At 56.0% G+C, this 19,678-nt stretch carries 11 protein-coding genes; 8 read left to right on the forward strand and 3 right to left on the reverse strand.

Annotated features, from left to right (window positions below):
• The 8 genes from JHD62_RS18030 to JHD62_RS18065 all read left to right on the forward strand — a co-directional run.
• The coding region (locus tag JHD62_RS18030; protein ID WP_199104058.1) for a hypothetical protein at positions 1–1,044 on the forward strand (1,044 nt) is incomplete at its 5' end.
• An 18-nt stretch (positions 1,045–1,062) separates the two neighbouring features.
• Positions 1,063–5,505, forward strand: a complete 4,443-nt coding sequence (locus tag JHD62_RS18035) for an N-6 DNA methylase (RefSeq protein ID WP_199104059.1) — start codon at positions 1,063–1,065, stop codon at positions 5,503–5,505.
• Entirely contained in the window at positions 5,502–6,953 is a 1,452-nt protein-coding gene (locus tag JHD62_RS18040; protein ID WP_199104060.1) for an SMEK domain-containing protein, read from the forward strand. Before JHD62_RS18035 ends, JHD62_RS18040 begins: the two co-directional genes overlap by 4 nt.
• Complete coding sequence (locus JHD62_RS18045; RefSeq protein ID WP_199104061.1) at positions 6,950–8,371, forward strand: hypothetical protein; 1,422 nt, start codon at positions 6,950–6,952, stop codon at positions 8,369–8,371. The genes JHD62_RS18040 and JHD62_RS18045 overlap by 4 nt, the downstream gene beginning before the upstream one ends.
• A gap of 14 nt (positions 8,372–8,385) precedes the next feature.
• Complete coding sequence (locus tag JHD62_RS18050) at positions 8,386–9,723, forward strand: DUF3696 domain-containing protein (protein WP_199104062.1); 1,338 nt, start codon at positions 8,386–8,388, stop codon at positions 9,721–9,723.
• Positions 9,704–10,246 carry a hypothetical protein gene (locus JHD62_RS18055; RefSeq protein WP_199104063.1) on the forward strand — a complete coding sequence of 181 codons (543 nt, stop codon included), beginning with the start codon at positions 9,704–9,706 and terminating at the stop codon, positions 10,244–10,246. The genes JHD62_RS18050 and JHD62_RS18055 overlap by 20 nt, the downstream gene beginning before the upstream one ends.
• The gene (locus tag JHD62_RS18060; RefSeq protein ID WP_199104064.1) at positions 10,243–10,944 is read left to right on the forward strand and encodes an RNA ligase family protein; all 702 of its coding nucleotides are present in this window, start codon (positions 10,243–10,245) and stop codon (positions 10,942–10,944) included. The genes JHD62_RS18055 and JHD62_RS18060 overlap by 4 nt, the downstream gene beginning before the upstream one ends.
• Positions 10,941–11,720, forward strand: a complete 780-nt coding sequence (locus JHD62_RS18065) for an HNH endonuclease (RefSeq protein ID WP_199104065.1) — start codon at positions 10,941–10,943, stop codon at positions 11,718–11,720. The genes JHD62_RS18060 and JHD62_RS18065 overlap by 4 nt, the downstream gene beginning before the upstream one ends.
• Positions 11,721–11,826: 106 nt before the next feature.
• Here JHD62_RS18065 and JHD62_RS18070 read toward each other — a convergent pair whose 3' ends face one another.
• From JHD62_RS18070 to JHD62_RS18080, 3 genes are read right to left on the reverse strand one after another with little or no spacing between them, the layout of a single operon-like run.
• On the reverse strand, positions 11,827–14,727 hold the full coding sequence (locus JHD62_RS18070; protein WP_199104066.1) for a helicase-related protein: 2,901 nt from the start codon (positions 14,725–14,727) through the stop codon (positions 11,827–11,829).
• A complete protein-coding gene (locus tag JHD62_RS18075) occupies positions 14,681–16,537 on the reverse strand; it encodes a hypothetical protein (RefSeq protein WP_199104067.1) in 1,857 nt (618 codons plus the stop codon). Before JHD62_RS18075 ends, JHD62_RS18070 begins: the two co-directional genes overlap by 47 nt.
• On the reverse strand, positions 16,521–17,894 hold the full coding sequence (locus JHD62_RS18080) for a hypothetical protein (protein WP_199104068.1): 1,374 nt from the start codon (positions 17,892–17,894) through the stop codon (positions 16,521–16,523). Before JHD62_RS18080 ends, JHD62_RS18075 begins: the two co-directional genes overlap by 17 nt.
• Positions 17,895–19,678: the final 1,784 nt, after the last annotated feature.

Below are 19,678 nucleotides of genomic sequence, written 5' to 3' on the forward strand. Positions count from 1 at the left end.
TATGGGCAAGACAATCCGATTGACGGCTTTGTGCTGAAAGTCATCTTGCGCAAGGGCGAAGCCATCCAGAAGGAGCTGGGGGTGATGGTGCCCCTGCCCGAAGACGATGCCCGCATCAACCAGGCACTGGTCAAGGCTGCGCTGATGCGACGTGAGCACCGCGCACCGGCCATCATGCTGCAAGAGTCCTTTGACTTCGGTGAGCCCGAGCGCTTGCTGGCTCCCCTGCAAGCCCAATGGCAAGACGCGCTGGAGAAAGCCAAAGCCAACCGTACCGTGTTCGCGCAGCGCCGTATCCGCCCAGACGAGGTGCTGCCGGAATGGCACAAGCAGCAGCAAGCTTTGGGCACTCAAGCGGATGTGAAGCGCTTCTTGCAAAGTGCTTGCGTGCGCCTGGGGTCTCCGCTTGAGGGCGCACGCCGTGCCAATCAGGCGCGCTTCACGCCACAGCATCTGCCCGAAGCCTTGCGTCTGCGCCTGGCCGATGAGGGGTTGGAAGCAGCCCAACTAATTGACTTCGACGAGCTGCACCGCAGCCACCCGCTGGTGGGTGTATTGGCCCAGCACTTATTGGAAGATGCCCTGGGCAGCATCCAGCCTGTGGCCGCCCGCTGCGCAGCCACGCTGACCAACGATGTGGATGTGGCCACTACGCTGTACCTGCTTCGCGTTCGCCACCAGCTGAGCTATGTGCGCAGACGCGAGCCATTCCAGATGATGGCCGAAGAAACCGTGGCCCTAGCCGTGAGTGGCCGTGCCAACCCCGAGTGGTTGGCAGATGAGCACGCCGCCCGATTGATTGAATGCACGCCCAGCGGCAACCTGCCCGCTGAAGCGGTACAGCGTGAGGTGCGCCAGGCCATCGAATTCCTGGCCGCTCATCCACTGCAGCTGCAGGCCTTGGCCCAGCAGCGGGCCGACACCTTGCTGGCCGACCACAAGCGGGTGCGAGAAGCCGCCCGCGACGTGGGCCAATACAACGTCAAACCCTGCCTGCCAGTGGATGTGATGGGCGTGTACGTGCTGCTGCCCGATTCGCTGTAAGCCTGAGCCGAGAACAACATGAAACGCACCCGCAACAGCAAAAGACAGGCTGCACTGAACCTGCCCACGATCCAGCTGGAAGGCAGCTTGTTCCTGCCTGACCAGTTGGAGAAGGCGGCCCAAGGCCGCGCTTTCAACCAGACCGAGGTGGACTACGGCGTGCCCAAGGGCGTCAAGCTCAAGGACGAGTACAGCCGCGCCTTCCAGATCGCCAGTGCCCAGTGGCAACACTTTGCCGACCAGATGGAACGTGCCGACGTGGATACCCACCGGCTCACCATCGGCTTCGTGAGCGAACTGCTGCGCGACGCACTTGGCTATACCCCTATGCTGTCAGCCACATCGGTGCAAGTAGGCGCCATGGCTTACCCCGTCAGCTTGATGGCCGGTCAACTGGCCGTTCTGGTCGCGCCCCACGGCCTTGGGCTGGACGACCCGGATGCACGCTTCGCCGTCGCTGGCGGTGGCAATCGCAAGAAGTCTGCCTTCCAGGCCATGCAAGAGCTGCTGAACGCTAGCCCAGAGCACACCTGGGGCATGGTCAGCAACGGCAAACAACTGCGCTTGTTGCGCGATGCGGCCTCGCTCACCCGCCCCACCTACCTGGAGTTTGACCTCGCGGACCTGCTGGGTGGTCAGCGCTATGCAGAGTTCGCCAACGTGTGGCGCTTGCTGCACGCCAGCCGCGCACCGCAAGCTGGTGGCACTGCCTGCGTGTGGGAGTACTGGCGCGAAGCGGGCAAAGCGGAGGGCACCCGTGTGCGCGATGGGCTACGCAACGGGGTGGAGCAAGCCCTGCTCACCTTTGGCGAAGGTTTCTTGCAGCACCCGACCAACGAAGCGTTGCGCGCCTCGCTCAACGATGGCAGCTTGAGCAAAGATGCCTATTTCCAGCAGTTGCTGCGCCTGATCTACCGGTTGATCTTTGTGTTCACTGTAGAAGAGCGTGGCGTGTTGCATCCGCTGGATGACAGCGCCGAAGCACTGGCCGCACGCAAGGACTATGCAGAAGGCTATGCCCTGAGCCGGCTGCGCGAGCTTTGCCTCAAGCGCCGCGCCCGCAACCGGCATGACGATTATTGGCAGGCCATCCGCATCGTCTGGCGCGGTCTGGCACACGGCCAGACTCGTCTGGCCTTGCCCGCCCTGGGAGGACTGTTCTCAGTCGACCAGTGCCCCGATCTGGACGCTGCCAACTTGCACAACACCCACCTACTAGCTGCGCTGCAGCACCTGCGCTGGGCCGTGACCACCCAAGGCAAGTCCAGCAGCCTCACCCCGGTGGACTACCGCAACATGGGGCCGGAAGAGCTGGGCAGCGTGTACGAAAGCCTGCTGGAACTGGTTCCCACCATCGACCTGCCGGCTCGCCGATTTGGCTTTGTTGGCATCACCGAAGAAGGCAGCACCGCCGGCAATGCCCGCAAGACTTCGGGCAGCTACTACACGCCCGATAGCCTGGTGCAAGAGCTGATCAAAAGCGCGCTGGACCCCGTCATTGAGCAACGTTTGCAAGCGCGACCCGACAACCCCACCGAAGCCTTGCTGTCCATCCGCGTGATGGACCCCGCCTGCGGCAGCGGTCACTTCCTGCTGGCCGCCGCGCGTCGCCTGGCTGAGAAACTGGCTCAACTGCGCAGTATCGAAAGCGGGCAAGAGGGTGCAGTGCGCCCGCAAGACTATCGCCATGCCCTGCGCGAGGTGGTGGCTCGTTGCATCTTTGGGGTAGACCGCAACCCCATGGCCATTGAATTGGCCCGCACCGCATTGTGGCTGGAAGGTTTTGAAGAAGGTCGCCCACTGAGCTTCCTCGATCACCACTTACAAGTGGGTGATGCGCTGCTGGGGCTGACTGACCTCAAGGCGCTGGAATTCGGCATCGCCAAAGATGCCTTCAAGCCCCTTAGCGGCGACGATAAAGAGGTGTGCAAGCAACTTGCTAAGATCAACACCATCGCACTCAAACAGCTGGCGGCCGAGCGCAAGAGCCAGCAAGCCCGTTTGCAGCTGGAAGAAAACCACGGCCTAGCTCAGTTGAGAACCATCGAGGCACTGCCCGAAAACAGCACTGCAGAGATTGAAGCCAAGGCTCAGGCCTACGGCCGATACCTGCAAGCCGCGCGTACAAGCTACCTGGCTGTAGCCGCAGATACCCTGCTTGGGGCTTACCTGCTGCCCAAGACGGAAGACAACGCCAAGGCTATTCCGACGACCACCACCTTGGTGCTCACCCTGCAGAGGTCTACCTTGCAAGCTGACCAACAGGCAGCGCTGGCCGCTGCTCAAGCCGCTTGCCAGCACGCCAGAGTGTTCCATTGGCCGTTGGCCTTCCCTCAGGTGTTTGCCCAAGGTGGTTTCGACTGCGTGCTGGGCAATCCGCCATGGGAACGCATTAAGCTGCAGGAAGAAGAGTTTTTCGGCACGCGCCACCGCGATGTGGCTGAGGCCCGCAACAAGGCAGAGCGAGCGCAGCGCATCCAGTGGCTCAGCGAAGGCATGCTCGCTCGGCATCTCTACCCCGACATTGCCCACGCCAACCACGAAGACGAAGCCGAGAAGCGCCTGTACACCGAGTTCATCACTGCTCGCCGCACGGCGGAGGCGGCGAGCCTGTTTGCCCATGTGGACGGTGAAGATGGCGGACGATACCCGCTCACTGGCGTGGGCGACGTGAACACCTACGCGCTGTTTGCAGAAACCATTCTGCAGATCAATGCCAGCACGGGACGCGCGGGTTTCATCGTGCCTACCGGCATCGCCACCGACGACAGCACCAAGGCATTCTTCGGTCACATCACACAGCAAGGCCACCTGGTCAGCCTATACGACATTGAGAACCGCGATGCTGTCTTCCCCTCTGTGCACCGCAGCTACAAGTTCTGCCTGTTGACGCTGGGAGCGGCGGAACAAGCTGAGTTCGTGTGCTTTGCTAGCCAAGTGGACCAACTGTCTGACCCGAGGCGTCGCTTCACGCTCAGCCCCGACGATTTCCGGCTTATCAACCCCAACACTCTAACCTGCCCAGTTTTCCGCAGTGCGCAAGATGCCGAGCTGACCAAGAAGCTCTACCGCTCAGCGCCGGTTCTGATGAAGGACGCTGTGACCACGGGCGAGGGTAAGAACACGCGTGTGGTGGAGCCCACAGTCAATCCTTGGGGCGTCACGTTCTCGACCATGTTCCACATGTCAAATGACAGTCATTTGTTCGCCTATGAGCCTGCGCCAGATCGTGTACCCCTATACGAGGCCAAGCTCATCCACCAGTTTGACCACCGCTGGGCAACCTATACATCTGATGGTAATAGCCGAGACGTGACACTGGCTGAAAAACAGAATCCATCCATGCTGGTCACGCCCCGCTATTGGGTGAGCGCCCGAGAGGTATGGCTGCGTACAGCGCAGTTACCGGATGGACTCTTCAAAGCACTGAAAGCTCATAACCAGCCGTCCATTGTACTATGTGCAACCCAGTTGCTTTTTGGCTGGTGGTTGGCTGAGAGGGCTCTTTCCGCGCCTTCGGCGGGCATCTACCCAGCCTGGCAAGGGTTTGTTCAAGTGCATCCATATGCCAAGAGTATCGCTCCGACTTCGTTGGGACTGGTGGGAGCAAACCCTGCCTGCCTGGAACCGTTCAGCGAAAACTATCTACCCGCCGAGGGCGAACACCAAGTCGCGCACTATCAACCTGGCAGTCGAAATGCAACTGCTTGGTACATGATTGACTCTGACGCAGTCAAAGCAGTGCTTGAATACGCCACCAAATATCAACACCTGCCACGCCCATCCGCACCACTCGCTGATGCCGATGCCGTCGAGGCACTGGCTGAACAATGGCTGGAGGCGGCAAGTGCAAAGTGGTTTATGGGGTGGAGAAACATCGCCCGGTCGACCGACGAGCGGTCTTACATCGCAAGCGTCATGCCACCTTACGGCGTTGGGCACTCTATGCCCCTGTGGCATGTAGAATCGAACAATCGACTCAAAGCTGCATTTTTAGCAAACATGTCCGCACTGATCTATGACTTTGTCGTGCGCCAGAAGCTGGGCGGCACAAACATGACTTTCGGCTATGTCAAGCAGTTTCCGGTGCTACCCCCTGATCGCTACAGCGAGGCGGACCTTGCCTTTATCGTCCCGCGTGTACTGGAGTTGACCTACACCGCGCATGACTTGGCTTACTGGGCCAGGGATCTGGGATACGAAGGCGATCCCTTTGCCTTCGACCCCGACCGTCGTGCCATCCTGCGGGCCGAACTCGACGCCTACTATGCTCGCCTGTACGGGCTGACCCGTGACGAACTGCGCTACATCCTCGACCCCGCCAACGTCATGGGCGAGGACTACCCTTCAGAGACTTTCCGCGTCCTGAAGGATCGTGAAGAGCGAGACTTCGGCGAGTACCGAACCCAGCGTTTGGTTCTGGAGGCATGGGATAAGTTAGAACACGGGGGACTCAGATGAAGATCCTCGATCTGCAGAACGAATTCCGGGAATTAATCGCGCAACTCCGGCATGAAATCGAAGCCGCCAGCGCGATGGGGCAATTTGATGCACACAAGGTGTCCGAGAACCTCATGTGCGGCCTTTTGCGCGAGCTGTGTGATTGGTCTGACTTGCGGAATCTAAACCGCGAGCAAGTAAACTTTCCCGGAATTGATCTGGCAGACGATACACACCGAGTGGCCGTGCAGGTGACAGCCTCCGCAGACATCGGCAAGGTCAAATACACGCTGGAGCAATTTCTCAGACATGACCTTCACCAGCGCTACGACCAACTGATCGTCTATGTGCTCACGGCCAAGCAAGGCAGCTACTCGCAAGCGGCCGTTGATGCAGTGTGCAACGGCAAGCACAAGTTTTCCGCCAGCGAACATATTTGGGACTATAAGGAGCTGTGCACCTTGGCGGCCGATGCCGAGCCACACAAGCTGCAAGCAGCACTCAACCATTTGAAAGCCTACTTGCGCGGGGTGCCAGTTGGCTTGGCCGACGACGACATTGATCCCCCCCTAACCCCATCGGAATCACTTACCGGCAACCTCGTAGAGCTCTATTTCCCCAGTTCACTCTACATTGCGCGGTTGAGTGAGGATTTGGTGGAAAGGCATGGAAAAAGAAGGCCCGGCTTGTGGCGGACCACCATCCGCGAGTTCAACTATGAGAACGAGCTCGCGGTTCCATCTGCCTACGTAATCCACAGCGGCAACCTTGTGACGTTTTTCGATCTGACCGAGCGGGACAATCCCTACAAGCACTTAATTGAGCCAGGCACGGCGGAAGAGCACAGCACTGCTGATTACTGCACGATTGACGACGATCACGATCGTGTCTTCAAGTCCTTGCTGCGATTTTCTCTGCAACATCGATTATTCAAAGAACGTGTGCGGTGGGAAAACGAAATTGGTGAATTCGTCTTCCTACCTTTGGAGGACGGCCTCAACCAACGGGAGGTGGTGTGGCAAGGAGAAAAAAAAGCTAAGCGCAATGTCTTTTCAAGGCAATTCAACAAGAAGGACCCTTCCAAGGTATTTCTACAAAAACATCTCTCTTTCGCCGCAGACTTTCTGCGTTTGGATGATCACTGGTTCATGGCAATAACGCCCAGCTGGTTTTTTAGTTATGGTATGGACTTCAAGCAATCCGGATACAGTCACGACCACCTTAGCTGGATCAAGCGCCAGGAGAACAATCAGCAGGTGATGAATCATTTTCGATTCATAGCTGCCTGGCTGTGCAAAATCGACGACGAAGATCTTTTCTCGGAGGGAGGGGCATCAGATTCGTTCCTTTCGTTTGGCTCCCCCCTCACGTTGAATGGGGCTCCCTCATTGGAAGAGTCAGGCTGGCGACCTTTGCCGACAATCAACGAAGAGGATTCCGTGCAACCGAGAAGGATGTTCAGCTTATGAAACTGGTGCATGTCAACGAGCCAAGGCTTGAGTTCTTTGAGGGCTCACATGTCTGCCCAAGACGAGGGATTTCGGCCTTTGGTGTGTACGACAAAGTTTCAGTCACACGAAGAACCCGGATTCTTATTGGCGCCATCGGCATCAGCAAAGACCTTGAAGAATTTTCGAGCCTGATCGAGCGAATGAGGTCCCCCATATCGGCTGACGTAGACGAGCATAAAGGCAACCTCTTTCCAGACTTCTGTGGATTCAACGAGCACGTGGGATTCCATGCCGAGCTTGTGTTCAACCAAGACTTGGGGCGCCCGTTGAGGCAGTTGGATATCGAGAAAATAACAAAAATCAAGAATCGAACGCAACGCATTGAAGCCGCTCTCGACCTCTACTATGAGGAGATCAAGTTCCTCGCGCAGAACAGACCTGTCGATGTGATCGTTTGCGTGCTTTCCAAGGCCATCTACGATGCAGTCAGCAAAGATTCGGCGATGGAGGGTGATGAAAAACTGGAAGAGAGCATTGAGGTCCAATCGGAACTGAATTTCCGGCGAGCCCTGAAGGCGAAAGCCATGCACTTGGGCAAGCCGCTTCAATTGGTGCGTGCAGACTCATTGGTATCCGGTGCAAAGAGTCAGCAGGATGACGCAACCAAGGCTTGGAATCTCGCGACCGCGCTGTATTACAAGGCAGGCGCGACCAACCCCTGGCGCCTTGAAAAATCTGAGAGCAACACGCTTTCTTGTGCTTTGGGTATTGCGTTTTACCGAAGCAGAGACAAGAAGACTCTCAACACCAGCCTGGCTCAGGTTTTTGACGAGTTAGGAAATGGGCTAATTTTGCGAGGCACGCCCGTTCATCTAGACAAGGGAGACCGGGTTCCAAAGCTATCGGAGGAACAAGCGTATACCTTGTTCAAGGCTGCGCTTGATGAGTATCGCAATGCGATGCGAACCTACCCTGGCAGAGTGGTCGTTCACAAAACATCAAATTTCTCTGACCCGGAGATTTCAGGCCTTATGGGTGCAGCATCGGACTTGCGCATCGATACGGTTGATTTCGTCACGGTTATGGACTCTCGACTTCGCCTCTTTAGAGTTGGCGCATATCCTCCTTATCGAGGTACATCTCTGGTCCTCGACGATCAGCGGCAGTTGCTCTATACCCGTGGCTCAATCTGGTACTACAAGACCTATCCAGGAATGTACATCCCTCAGCCACTTGAGTTGCGAGTCGTCCGTTCTGAGCAGAGCCCAGCCTTTCTGGCCAGGGAAATCCTCGGGCTGACAAAAATGAACTGGAACAACACTCAGCTGGATGGGAAGTACCCAATCACGCTCAGTTGCGCCAGAAAGGTCGGGGAAATCATGAAGTATCTGGATGAACATGATCGACCTCAAATTCGATATGGTTACTACATGTAATCAAGGTTGTAGAAATGCTGACACATCTCAAACTAGAAAATTTCAAAATTTGGCGTAGTACGGGGCCAATTCGTCTTGCACCGATTACGCTACTTCTTGGGACAAACTCCTCAGGCAAATCAAGTCTAATTCAGAGTTTGCTCTTGATTAGGCAGACGGCTCGCTGTACTGATTTGGTTGTCGACTTATATTTTGGCAGGCAGGAGAATAATGACTCTGTGGTTTTAGGGCAGTTCCAAGATGTATTATGCAGACATGGTGCCTCTAATGAAGTCATGTCTTCCAAGAAAATTGGGATTGAATTTAGTTGGAGTCCAGAATGGGGAAAGCCGTCCTCCGTATTTACTGCACGCTATCGTTCTGGCTTCGCTGAAGCAGCTGAAATCGAATATCTCCGTCTAGGCCCCGATGGAGAAGGATTCACAGTCTCTCGCGTTCGGAGCTTTATGTATAAGCTGCAGATAGCCACTGAAAGAAAGTCGCGCGGAGCAAATAGGTTCTTTAGGCCAGATCGATCTTTTTTTCTCCCTCCGCAAGCTGTTGATCAGCTAGGTGGAGAAGGAATTCGACTCAAGAATATATGCAATACGTTAGAGCATGAGCTTCAGAAGATCATATATTTAGGTCCCATCCGCAGATCAGCACAGCGTGATTACTTTTGCTACGGACGCATGCCTACTGAAATTAAGGATGACGGAGCACTAGCCATAGAGGCATTGATCACCAGCGCCGTTGTTAGTGGTGAATTGAATGGGCGGCATTCTACCAATCCTGACAACTTGTGGAATGCAACTATTTTTTGGCTACGGCAGATGAAACTTGCTACAGGGCTAAAGGTAAAACGCCTCGGAAAATCTGACCGATATGAGCTTTTGGTGCTCAACGGCGATAGCGTATCCAATCTCAAGGATGTTGGCGTTGGCGTTTCGCAGGTTCTTCCCGTAATTGTGGCAACGTTGTTTGCTCGCCGCGGGCATATTCTTATCATTGAAGAGCCAGAAACGCATCTCCATCCGCTGGCGCAAAGTGAATTGGCGAATCTTTTCTCATATGCCAGTCAGATGCGAGGCGTTCAGTTTGTAGTTGAGACGCACTCAGAACATATATTTCGCCGTATGCAGACGCTAGTGGCCAAACAGAGTTTGCCATTGTCTTTTACCGCCATGTACTTTGTGGAGCGAGAAGGGCGCGATGCCCGCATTAAGTCACTAGAAGTCGATGACTTGGGGCGAGTTAGGAACTGGCCCGAAGGTTTCTTTGGCGATGCGTTGGGCGAGACGAGGGAGCAAACCGCGTTGGCAATCAAGCGAGCCAGAGAGCTAAGGGCCCAAGATGGCAATGTTCCTAGTTGATACCAACGTGATGCTGGCTGCCAGCGCCATCTCTGAACTGTCTAACGTTGCAGCCCGAGCCATGCCGCGGGAAATTGATCTGCGCGAACTGGTATACAAATGGCTTGTGGAGTTCGAGCTCTCGGACAACCGTATCGTGTTAGATGATGTCGGCTTGGTGCTGGCAGAGTATGAGCGCAACATGCCCCACAACTGGCGTGAGCAGGAATACGGTATGCGGGTGCTGCAAAGCAAGATTGATCGAATGCAGACTGATCTCGTTCCGATTGACTCTGTTGAGGGCAATGGCGAACACATTGCTGTGCTAGACCATGGTCACGAGCTCCTCGTCACAGACCGGGAGGACCGAAAGTGGGTCGCATGTGCATTAGCAGCGCTGATCCTGTTTGATGAGTCGCCACCTATCGTGTATGGCGCTGAAACAGACTGGCATCTTGCCAAAGCCCAGTTGGAAGCCATCGGGATTTGTTTTCATCCGTTACTTCCGCCGGATTGGTATCAAGCCAAAGTGGGCCAAGCATGACTGAGGACTTCTTTCGCTTCCCGCACACCCCGCATCTGACCTGGCTGGGTCAGGACACTCCGCGTAATGACAAGGTGCTTTCACCTGCCGAGGTGCAAGCCTTTCTGGTAGGAGATGTGGCGGTGGAAGAAAAGCTGGATGGTGCTAACCTGGGCTTTTCTCTGTTGCCCGATAGCAGCTTGCGCGCTCAAAACCGTGGTCAATATCTGACCGAACCCCATGCCGGACAGTTTGCTCGGTTACCAGCGTGGCTGGCCCAGCACGGCGATACGCTTCGCAGTGTTTTGACGCCCGGTCTCATGCTGTTTGGCGAGTGGTGCGCTGCCCGTCATTCGCTGGACTATGTCGCGCTACCCGATTGGTTTTTGCTATTTGATGTTTATGACCGGCAGGAAGGCCGCTTCTGGTGCAGTACGCGCCGCAATGCTCTGGCCGCATCGGTGGGATTGGCCACGGTGCCTCAGGTCGCACATGGGCGGCACACCATCGCCTCGCTGCAAAAGCTCGTGACCACCAGCTCCAGCCGCTATCGCCATGGCCCATTGGAGGGCGTGATCATTCGTCGGGAATCTGCGCAGTGGTGTGAGTCCAGGGCCAAGCTCGTTCGGGCGGACTTTACGCAGGCCATTGAGACCCATTGGCGCAGGCGCACCATCGAATGGAACCGGATGGATTTCTCCAAAGGCGCCCAACGATGAATCCACTTCAGCGTGCCCTGATTGAAAAGGTCGGCCATGACCATGGCTTTGAACACGTGCTGGCCAGTGATCCCGCTGGCGTGGTGCTAGCCTCTGCTCGGCATGCCACAAGTGCGAAAGTGGTGGCATCGCCCACTGGCGGCTATGTGTTGCACTTACTGGCTGAAGAACCCTCGCTCTTACCTGAGATGTGCCGAACTTTCCCGCATCACTGCCAAGCGGGCAGCTTTGCTGCCGTATCCGAAGCCGGTCTGGCGACTTTGCTTCGCCGAGCGGCAGATCTGACGCGCGCTTTGCCCAGCCAAGCAGCCCAAGACTACCAGGCATCGGTGGTCGCCCATTTGGCACAATTGCCTGCAGGCCTTGGGGGCACAGAGGTCGAGAGGTTGGTGCGTCAACGTGTCGGCCAGCAAAAGTTCCGCGAAGCCATGCTCGACTATTGGGGAGGTGCGTGTGCGGTGACAGGGCTGGCATTGCCCGAGGTACTGCGCGCCAGCCATGCCAAGCCCTGGTCGGAATGTGACAGCGATGCTGAACGGCTAGACGTGTTCAACGGCTTCTTGCTGGTGGCGAACCTTGATGCACTGTTCGACCGGTTCCTGATCAGCTTTGACAATAACCGGCGCATCTTGGTGTCGTCTCGAATTGGGCATACTGACTTGGCCTGTCTGGGATTGGCGTCAGACATGACGCTACGCTGGTTGACCGACGCACACATGACATACCTCACTTGGCACCGCGCACGCTGTGAGGATGCCACTTCATTACCTGTCTGATCCAACACCGTGGACTGCCCACACAAACGATCAGAGGAGACTGTCTGCCCGCTGCGCTAGCTGTCGAGCCGTTTCGATACGGATAGCAAAATTTGACACACCCGCATTAAAACTTCTCGAAGCGCGGACGCAGCGAGATTGAAAACTCCTTAAGGAATGCAAAACGCCGTGCCCGCTCTTCTGGCGTGTGGCGGTCGAGTGCATTCAACAGTGCTCGCTCGTCAGCTAGAGGATCCGGCGCACCAATTAACAAATCATCGTAGTGCATGCGACGCAGGCACAGCTGCCAAATGGCCGCTTGTGCCGTGAAAGGCAGGTAAAGTACTGTCCGGCGAGATTGGTTTTCCCGTTGCCCACGGTGCATGACCACGAAGTCCGGACACATGTCGCCATGTCCATTCGTATCCGGTTGCTCTCCGTTTTGAGCAAGGCGCCACAGTGCCCTGCGAACCTGCAGTGACTGATAGCGATCCACCCGGCCCTCGCGCTGGCGTAGTGCCGCGGGGCTGCCAGGCGGCGTCCAATGGATCACAGAATCGCAGTAACGATGGAAATCGAGGCCTTCCTGACCAACACTGGTGGACGCCAACACGTAAGGCGCGAACGGAGAATTGAAGGCAGTCCGCAGGCTCTTCTCCGTGACCTCTTCGCCCTCCTCGGCCATGGAGGTGTCGTCGGCCTTTCGGTCGTGGAAGGAGCGAAAGAACTTTGTCCCAACATTGCCACGCTTGAGCGACATGGCAGCGCGGATATCGGCAAGCACGGCGCCCCCGTCCTTGCCACCAGCAGCCAGCAAATTTGCGAACTCCTGCAAGGTCGCTTCCAATTTAAATCGCTTGCTGTACCACAGAGCAAACTTCAGTAGTTTTGGCGCACGTCCCGGGAGCACTCGCGATAGTGCGTTTGGTATTTTGCGATTCTTAAGAGACATGACCTGAGCTTCCGGAGACACAAACAAGCGCATCACCGCTGCAGCCATTCCCATTGCCATGGATTCGTACTGCTCAAGCTTGGTTCCACTCGCGCGCTTGCGCTGCCCCCCGATTAGCCGGGCAAGGGCACAACCCGGTGCCCAGCGATCCAGTTTACTATTAACGATCGCAGTCAGATAGCCTCGGAGTTGTGGTGTGGTGGGGATAGGGGAGCAGGTGTCGACACACTCCCGACGCAGCCTGAGCGCGGCGACATAATTCGGATCGCTGGCCAAGATGATTTCATCAACCTGCAATACTGCCTCGGCAGCAGACGTCGCTATTTCGATGGCTCGGTGAATGCGCTCCCGGACACCACCTGCCAACCGGCGCTTACGCTCGGCGGGTTCCAGCTCCCAGAAGAGGAAGGGAAAAAAGACTGGAAAGTGGATACTGCGCTTGAGGGTTTCGCTATTCGCGACTCGTTTACCTTTTTTCATTGCCAGTGGGAATACCCCTAACACGCTGCCGCTGAAGCGATTTGTGTCCTTGATCTTGGAGCGGATCTTCAAACGCTCGCAGATTTCGTCTGGGACGAAGTGGAATTCCGAAAAGATTAAGTGTTTGCAGCCGCGGCGCTGCTGCTCCGGGTTGATCCATAGCGGCGGGTGGGCGAGGCTATGCAAACCGTCCTGGAAACCAAACGAATCTTCCAGCATTCTCACTAGGCGTGCCATTTTCCAATGCGTCTCGCGAATGGGGGGTATCTGCAGCCCCTTCAGCCCGGCATAGCCCGCGTCGATGAAGTCATGTCCGTCCATCCACATCGACACAATCGGCGACCGCACGCCCTTTGCTGCGCCGAAGCGGTCTATGAAGGCTTTAGCTGACCCGGAGACAAACACCTGATCCCAGCCGTCGGCGTCCGACGGTGAATCATCAGTCAAGGCACTTTTCGGGCGCTCCGTGCGGACGCAGTATCGGCGCAATTCCGCCTCGTACGCGCCTTGGCTACGCCGAGCCTCCTGTTTCAGCGACTCCAGATTGGCGGCATCCGTATGCGCTAGCAATTGCTCCATCGCCTGGACGAACGCCTGCTGCTTCTTTAGCAGCCGCTGGTATTCGATCTCGAATTGTTCCTCATCCCAGAACAGCTGAATCATGCTGCGCAGGTCGCTGGATACCGGCGTGCCACCATCACGCTGCAAGTCGCCATAGTCGACGGTAAACGGCGTGGCGGACACGAACAACACCTTTGACTTTTGTGATTGCCGTGCCTTGGCCAGTAAGTCAGCTACCAGGCGCTCATGCGGCTTCGCCTGGCGTTTCGGTTCAAAGCATGTCTTTTTATACTTGTGCCATTCATCGAAGATTACTAGGTGCGGTAGCGTCGCCCGTGATTGCACAGTGAACGCGGCAATTTTCCTGCGTACTTCGATCATCAGCTGGCGGTCTGCCTTCAGACCGGCTGGCGTGCGCGGGCCAGCTGGCGGAATCTTGCTCAGCAATTCTTGGTAATCCTGATGGTCCGTCCAATTGGAGAGATAACCCAGCTTCTCAGGATTGGAAAAGGAAGCGATCTTGCTGGAAAAGCGGGGTTCTAGCCCCTTCTTGTGACACCAGAAGGAGTCGCACACCCTGCGGCGGATGCCGCTCGTTTGACCGTATCCGAAAAGCGCCGCCAGGTAGGCACGCTCCTCCTCTCGTCCCCAGCCGTTGATCTTAAACGAAGTGTCCGGGCTTAACCCAATGATGAAGATATGCTTCTGGCCGGGTTGACGCTGCGCTAGCACCAGCGGAATCTGGGTCAGGCGTGATACCACTCGGTGGATCGAATAGGCGTGGGCGGGTTCAAGCGTAGCGCGCAGGTGTTCGACAAAGCTGTTCAGATTTTGGTCCAGCAGTTCGAGCGACGGCGCCACGTAATAGATGATGAACGGGCCTTTACCGGAGTCGGCCTCAATCAACTTGCGTGCGACGTCGCCGCAGACAACGGTCTTGCCCAGACCGGTTTCATCGGCGACCGCGAAGACTCCATTGCGCAATCCTTCAAGTACCGTTTCGACGGTGTCGTCCTGGAACTCTTTTAACTTCATTCAGTACTCCATGGGCATCGCGAATGGCGCGAATGGCGGCGCCGAACATAGTCTCTACCATGCGTGGATCGTCTGCCTTAAGGGCAATCAACCGGTCTACCCGGTTGATCGTCTCAGCGTACTCTTGCGGAACGGTATGCCTCAGTCTGGCCATGCGATACAGATAGCGCTCCAAACGCAGGCCGGCGATGAACCGCTCCACGATGTCATGTGGCTCCTGCTGTGTGCCAGGCGTGCGCTGGTTCCCACCGTCGATTGACACCTCCATCAGGCGCGCAAGGGACTCGACGAATTCCTCTGTCGTATACTGCATGCATCGCAACTGCGTCTGGCCCTCGACAAATCGGATATCTAGATCAACGACAAGGTGGACCTGCACGCTGCTGTCGGGATCGATCAGACGTATTAGCGGCGACAGCAGGTAAAGCTGTGCTGCATCGTACTGCCAATGGACCACCCCGTCCGATGGGACCCCGGTACTGTCCCAAATCACTAGGGATGTGCTGTCGTTGGCAGTTTCAACTAGTTCGTGGACAACCATCACCCGCTCACTCCTGTGCGGATGATCGGCGGGCCAGTCGAAGCGATAGCACAATGCGCCCGCTTCGGTGTCATACACAACGTCGACCCGAATTGCTTCCAGATACTCGCGTGCGTAGTCTGCGGCCGCCACCTCGCGCGGTTGTGCCAGCCTCGGCGCGACCACCTCTCCCTGCAGATTAGCCAGTGTCTGGTATGTCATGAACTTACAGGGCAGCGTGAGCAGCACTTCTGAGTTCGTGCGACCGGAGGCAGTCTCAATTCCCCAGCCGTCCCCAGTGCAGTTCGCCGACCCGAAAGCGAGCAAGGCATCGGTTTTCCAGCGGAATAGATACAGCTTGGCATGTGACTGGTAGCGTTCCAGTTGGCCGCCGCTTCCATGGTAGAAATCAAACCGAACTTGAGGATTATCGCGAATTGCGAGCTGGCGTTCATCTAGGCAGCGCAGGACAATGCGCGTTTTGTCGCCACAGGCTTCAACGAAGTGATCGATTGCGGTCGCTCGCGCCCACGGGCTATGGATGTAGACCGCGGATGGGGCTGGCCTGACCCACGATCGTAGCGTCTGCGCCAAGGGCGCCCAACACGGAGGCCGGTCTGGATGCAGCCGGCGACCCTGCCAGTGAAATTGCACGCCAGGTAGCGAGCAGCGAAAGCGGCGTTTTTGCAGCACGTCGAGCACCATGCGCAGCGGATTCAGCTTGGTTGACACCTGCACATGGGCACCTTCCCAATCATGGAGGTAACGCAGGTAATCCGCGACTGAAAGAGAAACGAGGTCAGCATCCTTGGCCTTGACTTCCTTCAGATCAACAACCACGCCGAATTCTTCATATGGAGTGTCAGTCAGGTTCTTGCTGCCGACGTACAACCGTGCGAGGTGGTTTCCATCGTCATCCTGAAAGAGCGCAATGACGACCTTGCCGTGGAGGCTGCCGCAATTGTTATTCGCCCGGCCTTCCTTCTTCACCACACTGTGTAAAGCCAGCTTTTCATGAGACGACAGCCCGCCATTCTCTTGCAGAGTGGCATGGTGATCGCAGAAGATTAGACAGCGTTTCGGCGCAGTGCGAATAGCTTCCAGAATTTCTTCCTTCGACCTTTCCAGTGCGAACGGTTCACCGTCACGGCGCGGGGTCGTAGCGGCAACTAGCATCGCCAACAGCACGGAGGGAGCCAAGCTGTAGGTGCTGCCCACCATGCCGACAAACTGGTGGCCAGGTGGCGGCATCAGGCATTCGAGCAGGCAAACTTCAGGCAGGTTGGCCATGGCATACACCTTGAGCGATGTCCGCCAGCAGCCGGTTCGCGTTGTCCGCGCGGAAGCCCCCTTCCATCAAATCGAGCTCCTGCTTCAATTCGTCGTCCTGGTCGCCGTCACCGCGTTTATGCGGTGCCACTTTGCCACGTTCCCGTACGACCGCCTCTGCGCGCGCCATCAGCTCGTTGGCTAGAGCTGCCGCGTCGCCCCTTTCGGTGATCGAAATCCAGTCGCCGACCAAGTTCGTGTAAGACGGCCACACCGTCTTCCAGCCTCCGAAACGGTCGTGGGTCGCCGCGACAGCATCGAGCCAGTCCCGGGAACGCCGAATCGCGTCGAGTGCGGGGGGGATCATATCTAAGTCGACGCAGGCGCCATGCTTTGCGACAATGCGAGCATATTGATGAGTCCAGTAGCGGGTCACGACGTCAATATGCTGTGCAGCCTCCAAATCGTCGTGGCCAGGGGTGCCGATAAATCGCTCGGCCAAGTCGGCCAGGGTCACCGGTTTGTCGGCATACAGGTCGCCAAGCTCCTCCAGCGCAACCGCATTCCAGTAGGGGGTGCGGGCCTGAATCTGCTGATACAGGAATTGCGCTTCCCCGGTGGATAACGCAAATCCAGCAAACGCGTCCTTTGCCGGCGAGTATCGGAACGCTTCGGCGACCTCTGCTAGCGACAGACGGGCGTTCGGCTGGTTCGAGACCGTATCGTCATGGCGCTCCCAGAAATCCACGAGGGTCCGAAACTCAGCCAAGCATTTCGCTCCGGCCGCCACCCATTTGCTCGTGAAGACCGGATTACCGCATAGCTGCGCCGTCATGAGCGCCCGGTTGGCACTTGCGCTAATAAACAGGTTGAATTCCCGAGTCCCTGAGCGATAGATCACATTCGCAAAGCGGGTATCCTCCGACAGAACTCGCTCGTAGGTCTTGGCGCCCACCGGATGGCGCCCGCCTTCGACGTCGATCCAACGCCGAGCGCGTCGCTTGCCAAACGCGCCGTCCACATCGCCACTCAAATGTAGCGACAGTGTCAGGTATTTTTCGAAGCGGCGCAGATGAGCGCGAAACGGCCCCCGCAGCTTGAAGGCCATCGCCTCACATTCGCGCCGGTCCCTCTGAGGATCCCGCTTGTCCGGCGGGATGGTGCGTTCGAGCGCCAATTGCAGGATTGCATAAGTAAAGAAGTAATAACGCGCCCTGGTGGTCAGCGTGGAGCACCAGGGGAAGAGCTGTTCGGCAATGCGTTCGAACAGTGGGCCAAACTTGAGTTCGTCAACCGTGCCCTTGCCGGCGTCGCCGTAGGCCTGCTTCACTTTCGTGAGCACGTGTTCGTTCAGATACAGGAACCCCGGCTGGTTCAAGCCAACTTCGTCCGGATCCTGGCGTGGAAGTGTACGCATCGTAGTCTGTAGTGCAGGGACGCTCATGCAGTTGGGTCTTCAAACATCAATTCGGCCTCGATCACCCATTACGCCAAAAACAGGAATGAGGATCAATCTTTCATTGAAATTTTACATGACAAACGTCTAGCCTTGAATCGCCCCGGTGAATCAACCCGTCACTTTCCCAAACGACCGCTCCGGCCGATGAACAGCCTCTAGGCTACGTCGAGCGTCAGCAGTGAACCTCTCAACTAGATGGCCACAACTAGTCGAAGACAAGGTACTTTACACAAGTGATCTTTACACATCCGTCTTCCCATGACGATTTTCCCCAAATAAATCATCGGCATGAAGAACAAATTGCTGATATCTGGTTCCGGTTACCGTTTTAATCACTAAGTAAAAACGGTCGTCCATGACACAAGCCAAGTTACCGCTGTAACTTGGCTTTTTTATGTGCACGGCTAACAGGCAAAGGCGGAATCCAGGCCCATGAATATCACCTGGGGATCGCCACCCAAACCGATGTGATACAGCTGCATACAGACCTGCCAGCCTATTCACAAGGCCAAGGCCACATAGCCAAACACCCTACTTGCACCGCGAGCAAAACAATTACTGCTTGGCGTCTCCTGAGCAAATACTTTATTTGGTTAGTGGCCGATCGCTCTTCCTTCTTGTCCCTCCAAAACAACTCGCATCCTGCATCCTGCAGTATGCAGTCAATCCACTCTGAAACCGACAAGCAACAATCAAATGACTCGGTTTAACCATTCGGATTCACCCTACCCTCTCAATCTGTCAGTGTGTGCATTTTCATTAGATTGAAACGCCAGCCTCACCACACCCTACTGCTCCCAACAACCATTGCTGTGGACGCATGCATGCAATGTGCATGCATTCATTTTGTAAAGCTGGCAACGCTATCTATTTGCAGCCATTCATACTCTACGATCCCATCTCAGCAATGCGGCAGCCATGACTAATATCCATCATGGATAAATTTTCATGCTCCACAGACACAAAGCCACTTATTACTCCATCAAAAATCACCAAATGCGCTACAGCTTTAAGATTATAAAAATCTGACCCTGTAAACAGTATCGACTCAACCCAGATGGGCGCAGCACCACCTCAACACTCCTTAATCGAACAGAATAAAATTCTACTGGATATTTTATTAAAAAGCGCAAAAAACCAACCATAGTAATTAATAGAGAAAATTCAACCACGCTACCAGATTTTTCTTATTTGCAAATAATACAGTTTAATTAGAGTCTTAATTCTAACGAAACACATTAATAACATTGCAAATTTCCAGAAAAGACGTGATTTAACATGCAAAAAGCATCAAATGCAAAGAATGATCATAAAAAAATAGCAACCACAGCAAATTTAATCATCATAACAAGCTTCAGCATATACCTAACAACCGAAAGCACACTAGCTGCAACAACGGGCGGAAATTTAATCCGTGAAATAGATCAACAAAAAAAAATGGATATGCAACCGCCACCGCAACCATTGCAACTGGATATTAACAAGGAACCAGATAGCAAAACAGAATTGAACGGCAATGATATTAAAATATTAATTACCGGATTTACTGTCTCTTATACACATCTAAAAAAAAGGGTTTTGGGGGGGGGGGGGGGGGGGGGGGGGGGGGGGGGGGGGGGGGGGGGGGGGGGGGGGGGGGGGGGGGGGGGGGGGGGGGGGGGGGGGGGGGGGGGGGGGGGGGGGGGGGGGGGGGGGGGGGGGGG

Origin of the sequence: Aquitalea sp. ASV11 (assembly GCF_016429185.1) — a bacterium.
In the GTDB taxonomy this organism is placed as follows: Bacteria; Pseudomonadota; Gammaproteobacteria; order Burkholderiales; family Chromobacteriaceae; genus Aquitalea; species Aquitalea pelogenes.

Coding starts and splice junctions, on each gene's coding strand:
- JHD62_RS18060 (WP_199104064.1), top strand. CDS start 10,243: ATGACTGAGGACTTCTTTCGCTTCCCGCACACCCCGCATCTGACCTGG.
- JHD62_RS18045 (WP_199104061.1), top strand. CDS start 6,950: ATGAAACTGGTGCATGTCAACGAGCCAAGGCTTGAGTTCTTTGAGGGC.
- JHD62_RS18050 (WP_199104062.1), top strand. CDS start 8,386: ATGCTGACACATCTCAAACTAGAAAATTTCAAAATTTGGCGTAGTACG.
- JHD62_RS18035 (WP_199104059.1), top strand. CDS start 1,063: ATGAAACGCACCCGCAACAGCAAAAGACAGGCTGCACTGAACCTGCCC.
- JHD62_RS18070 (WP_199104066.1), bottom strand. CDS start 14,727: ATGAAGTTAAAAGAGTTCCAGGACGACACCGTCGAAACGGTACTTGAA.
- JHD62_RS18040 (WP_199104060.1), top strand. CDS start 5,502: ATGAAGATCCTCGATCTGCAGAACGAATTCCGGGAATTAATCGCGCAA.
- JHD62_RS18065 (WP_199104065.1), top strand. CDS start 10,941: ATGAATCCACTTCAGCGTGCCCTGATTGAAAAGGTCGGCCATGACCAT.
- JHD62_RS18075 (WP_199104067.1), bottom strand. CDS start 16,537: ATGGCCAACCTGCCTGAAGTTTGCCTGCTCGAATGCCTGATGCCGCCA.
- JHD62_RS18055 (WP_199104063.1), top strand. CDS start 9,704: ATGGCAATGTTCCTAGTTGATACCAACGTGATGCTGGCTGCCAGCGCC.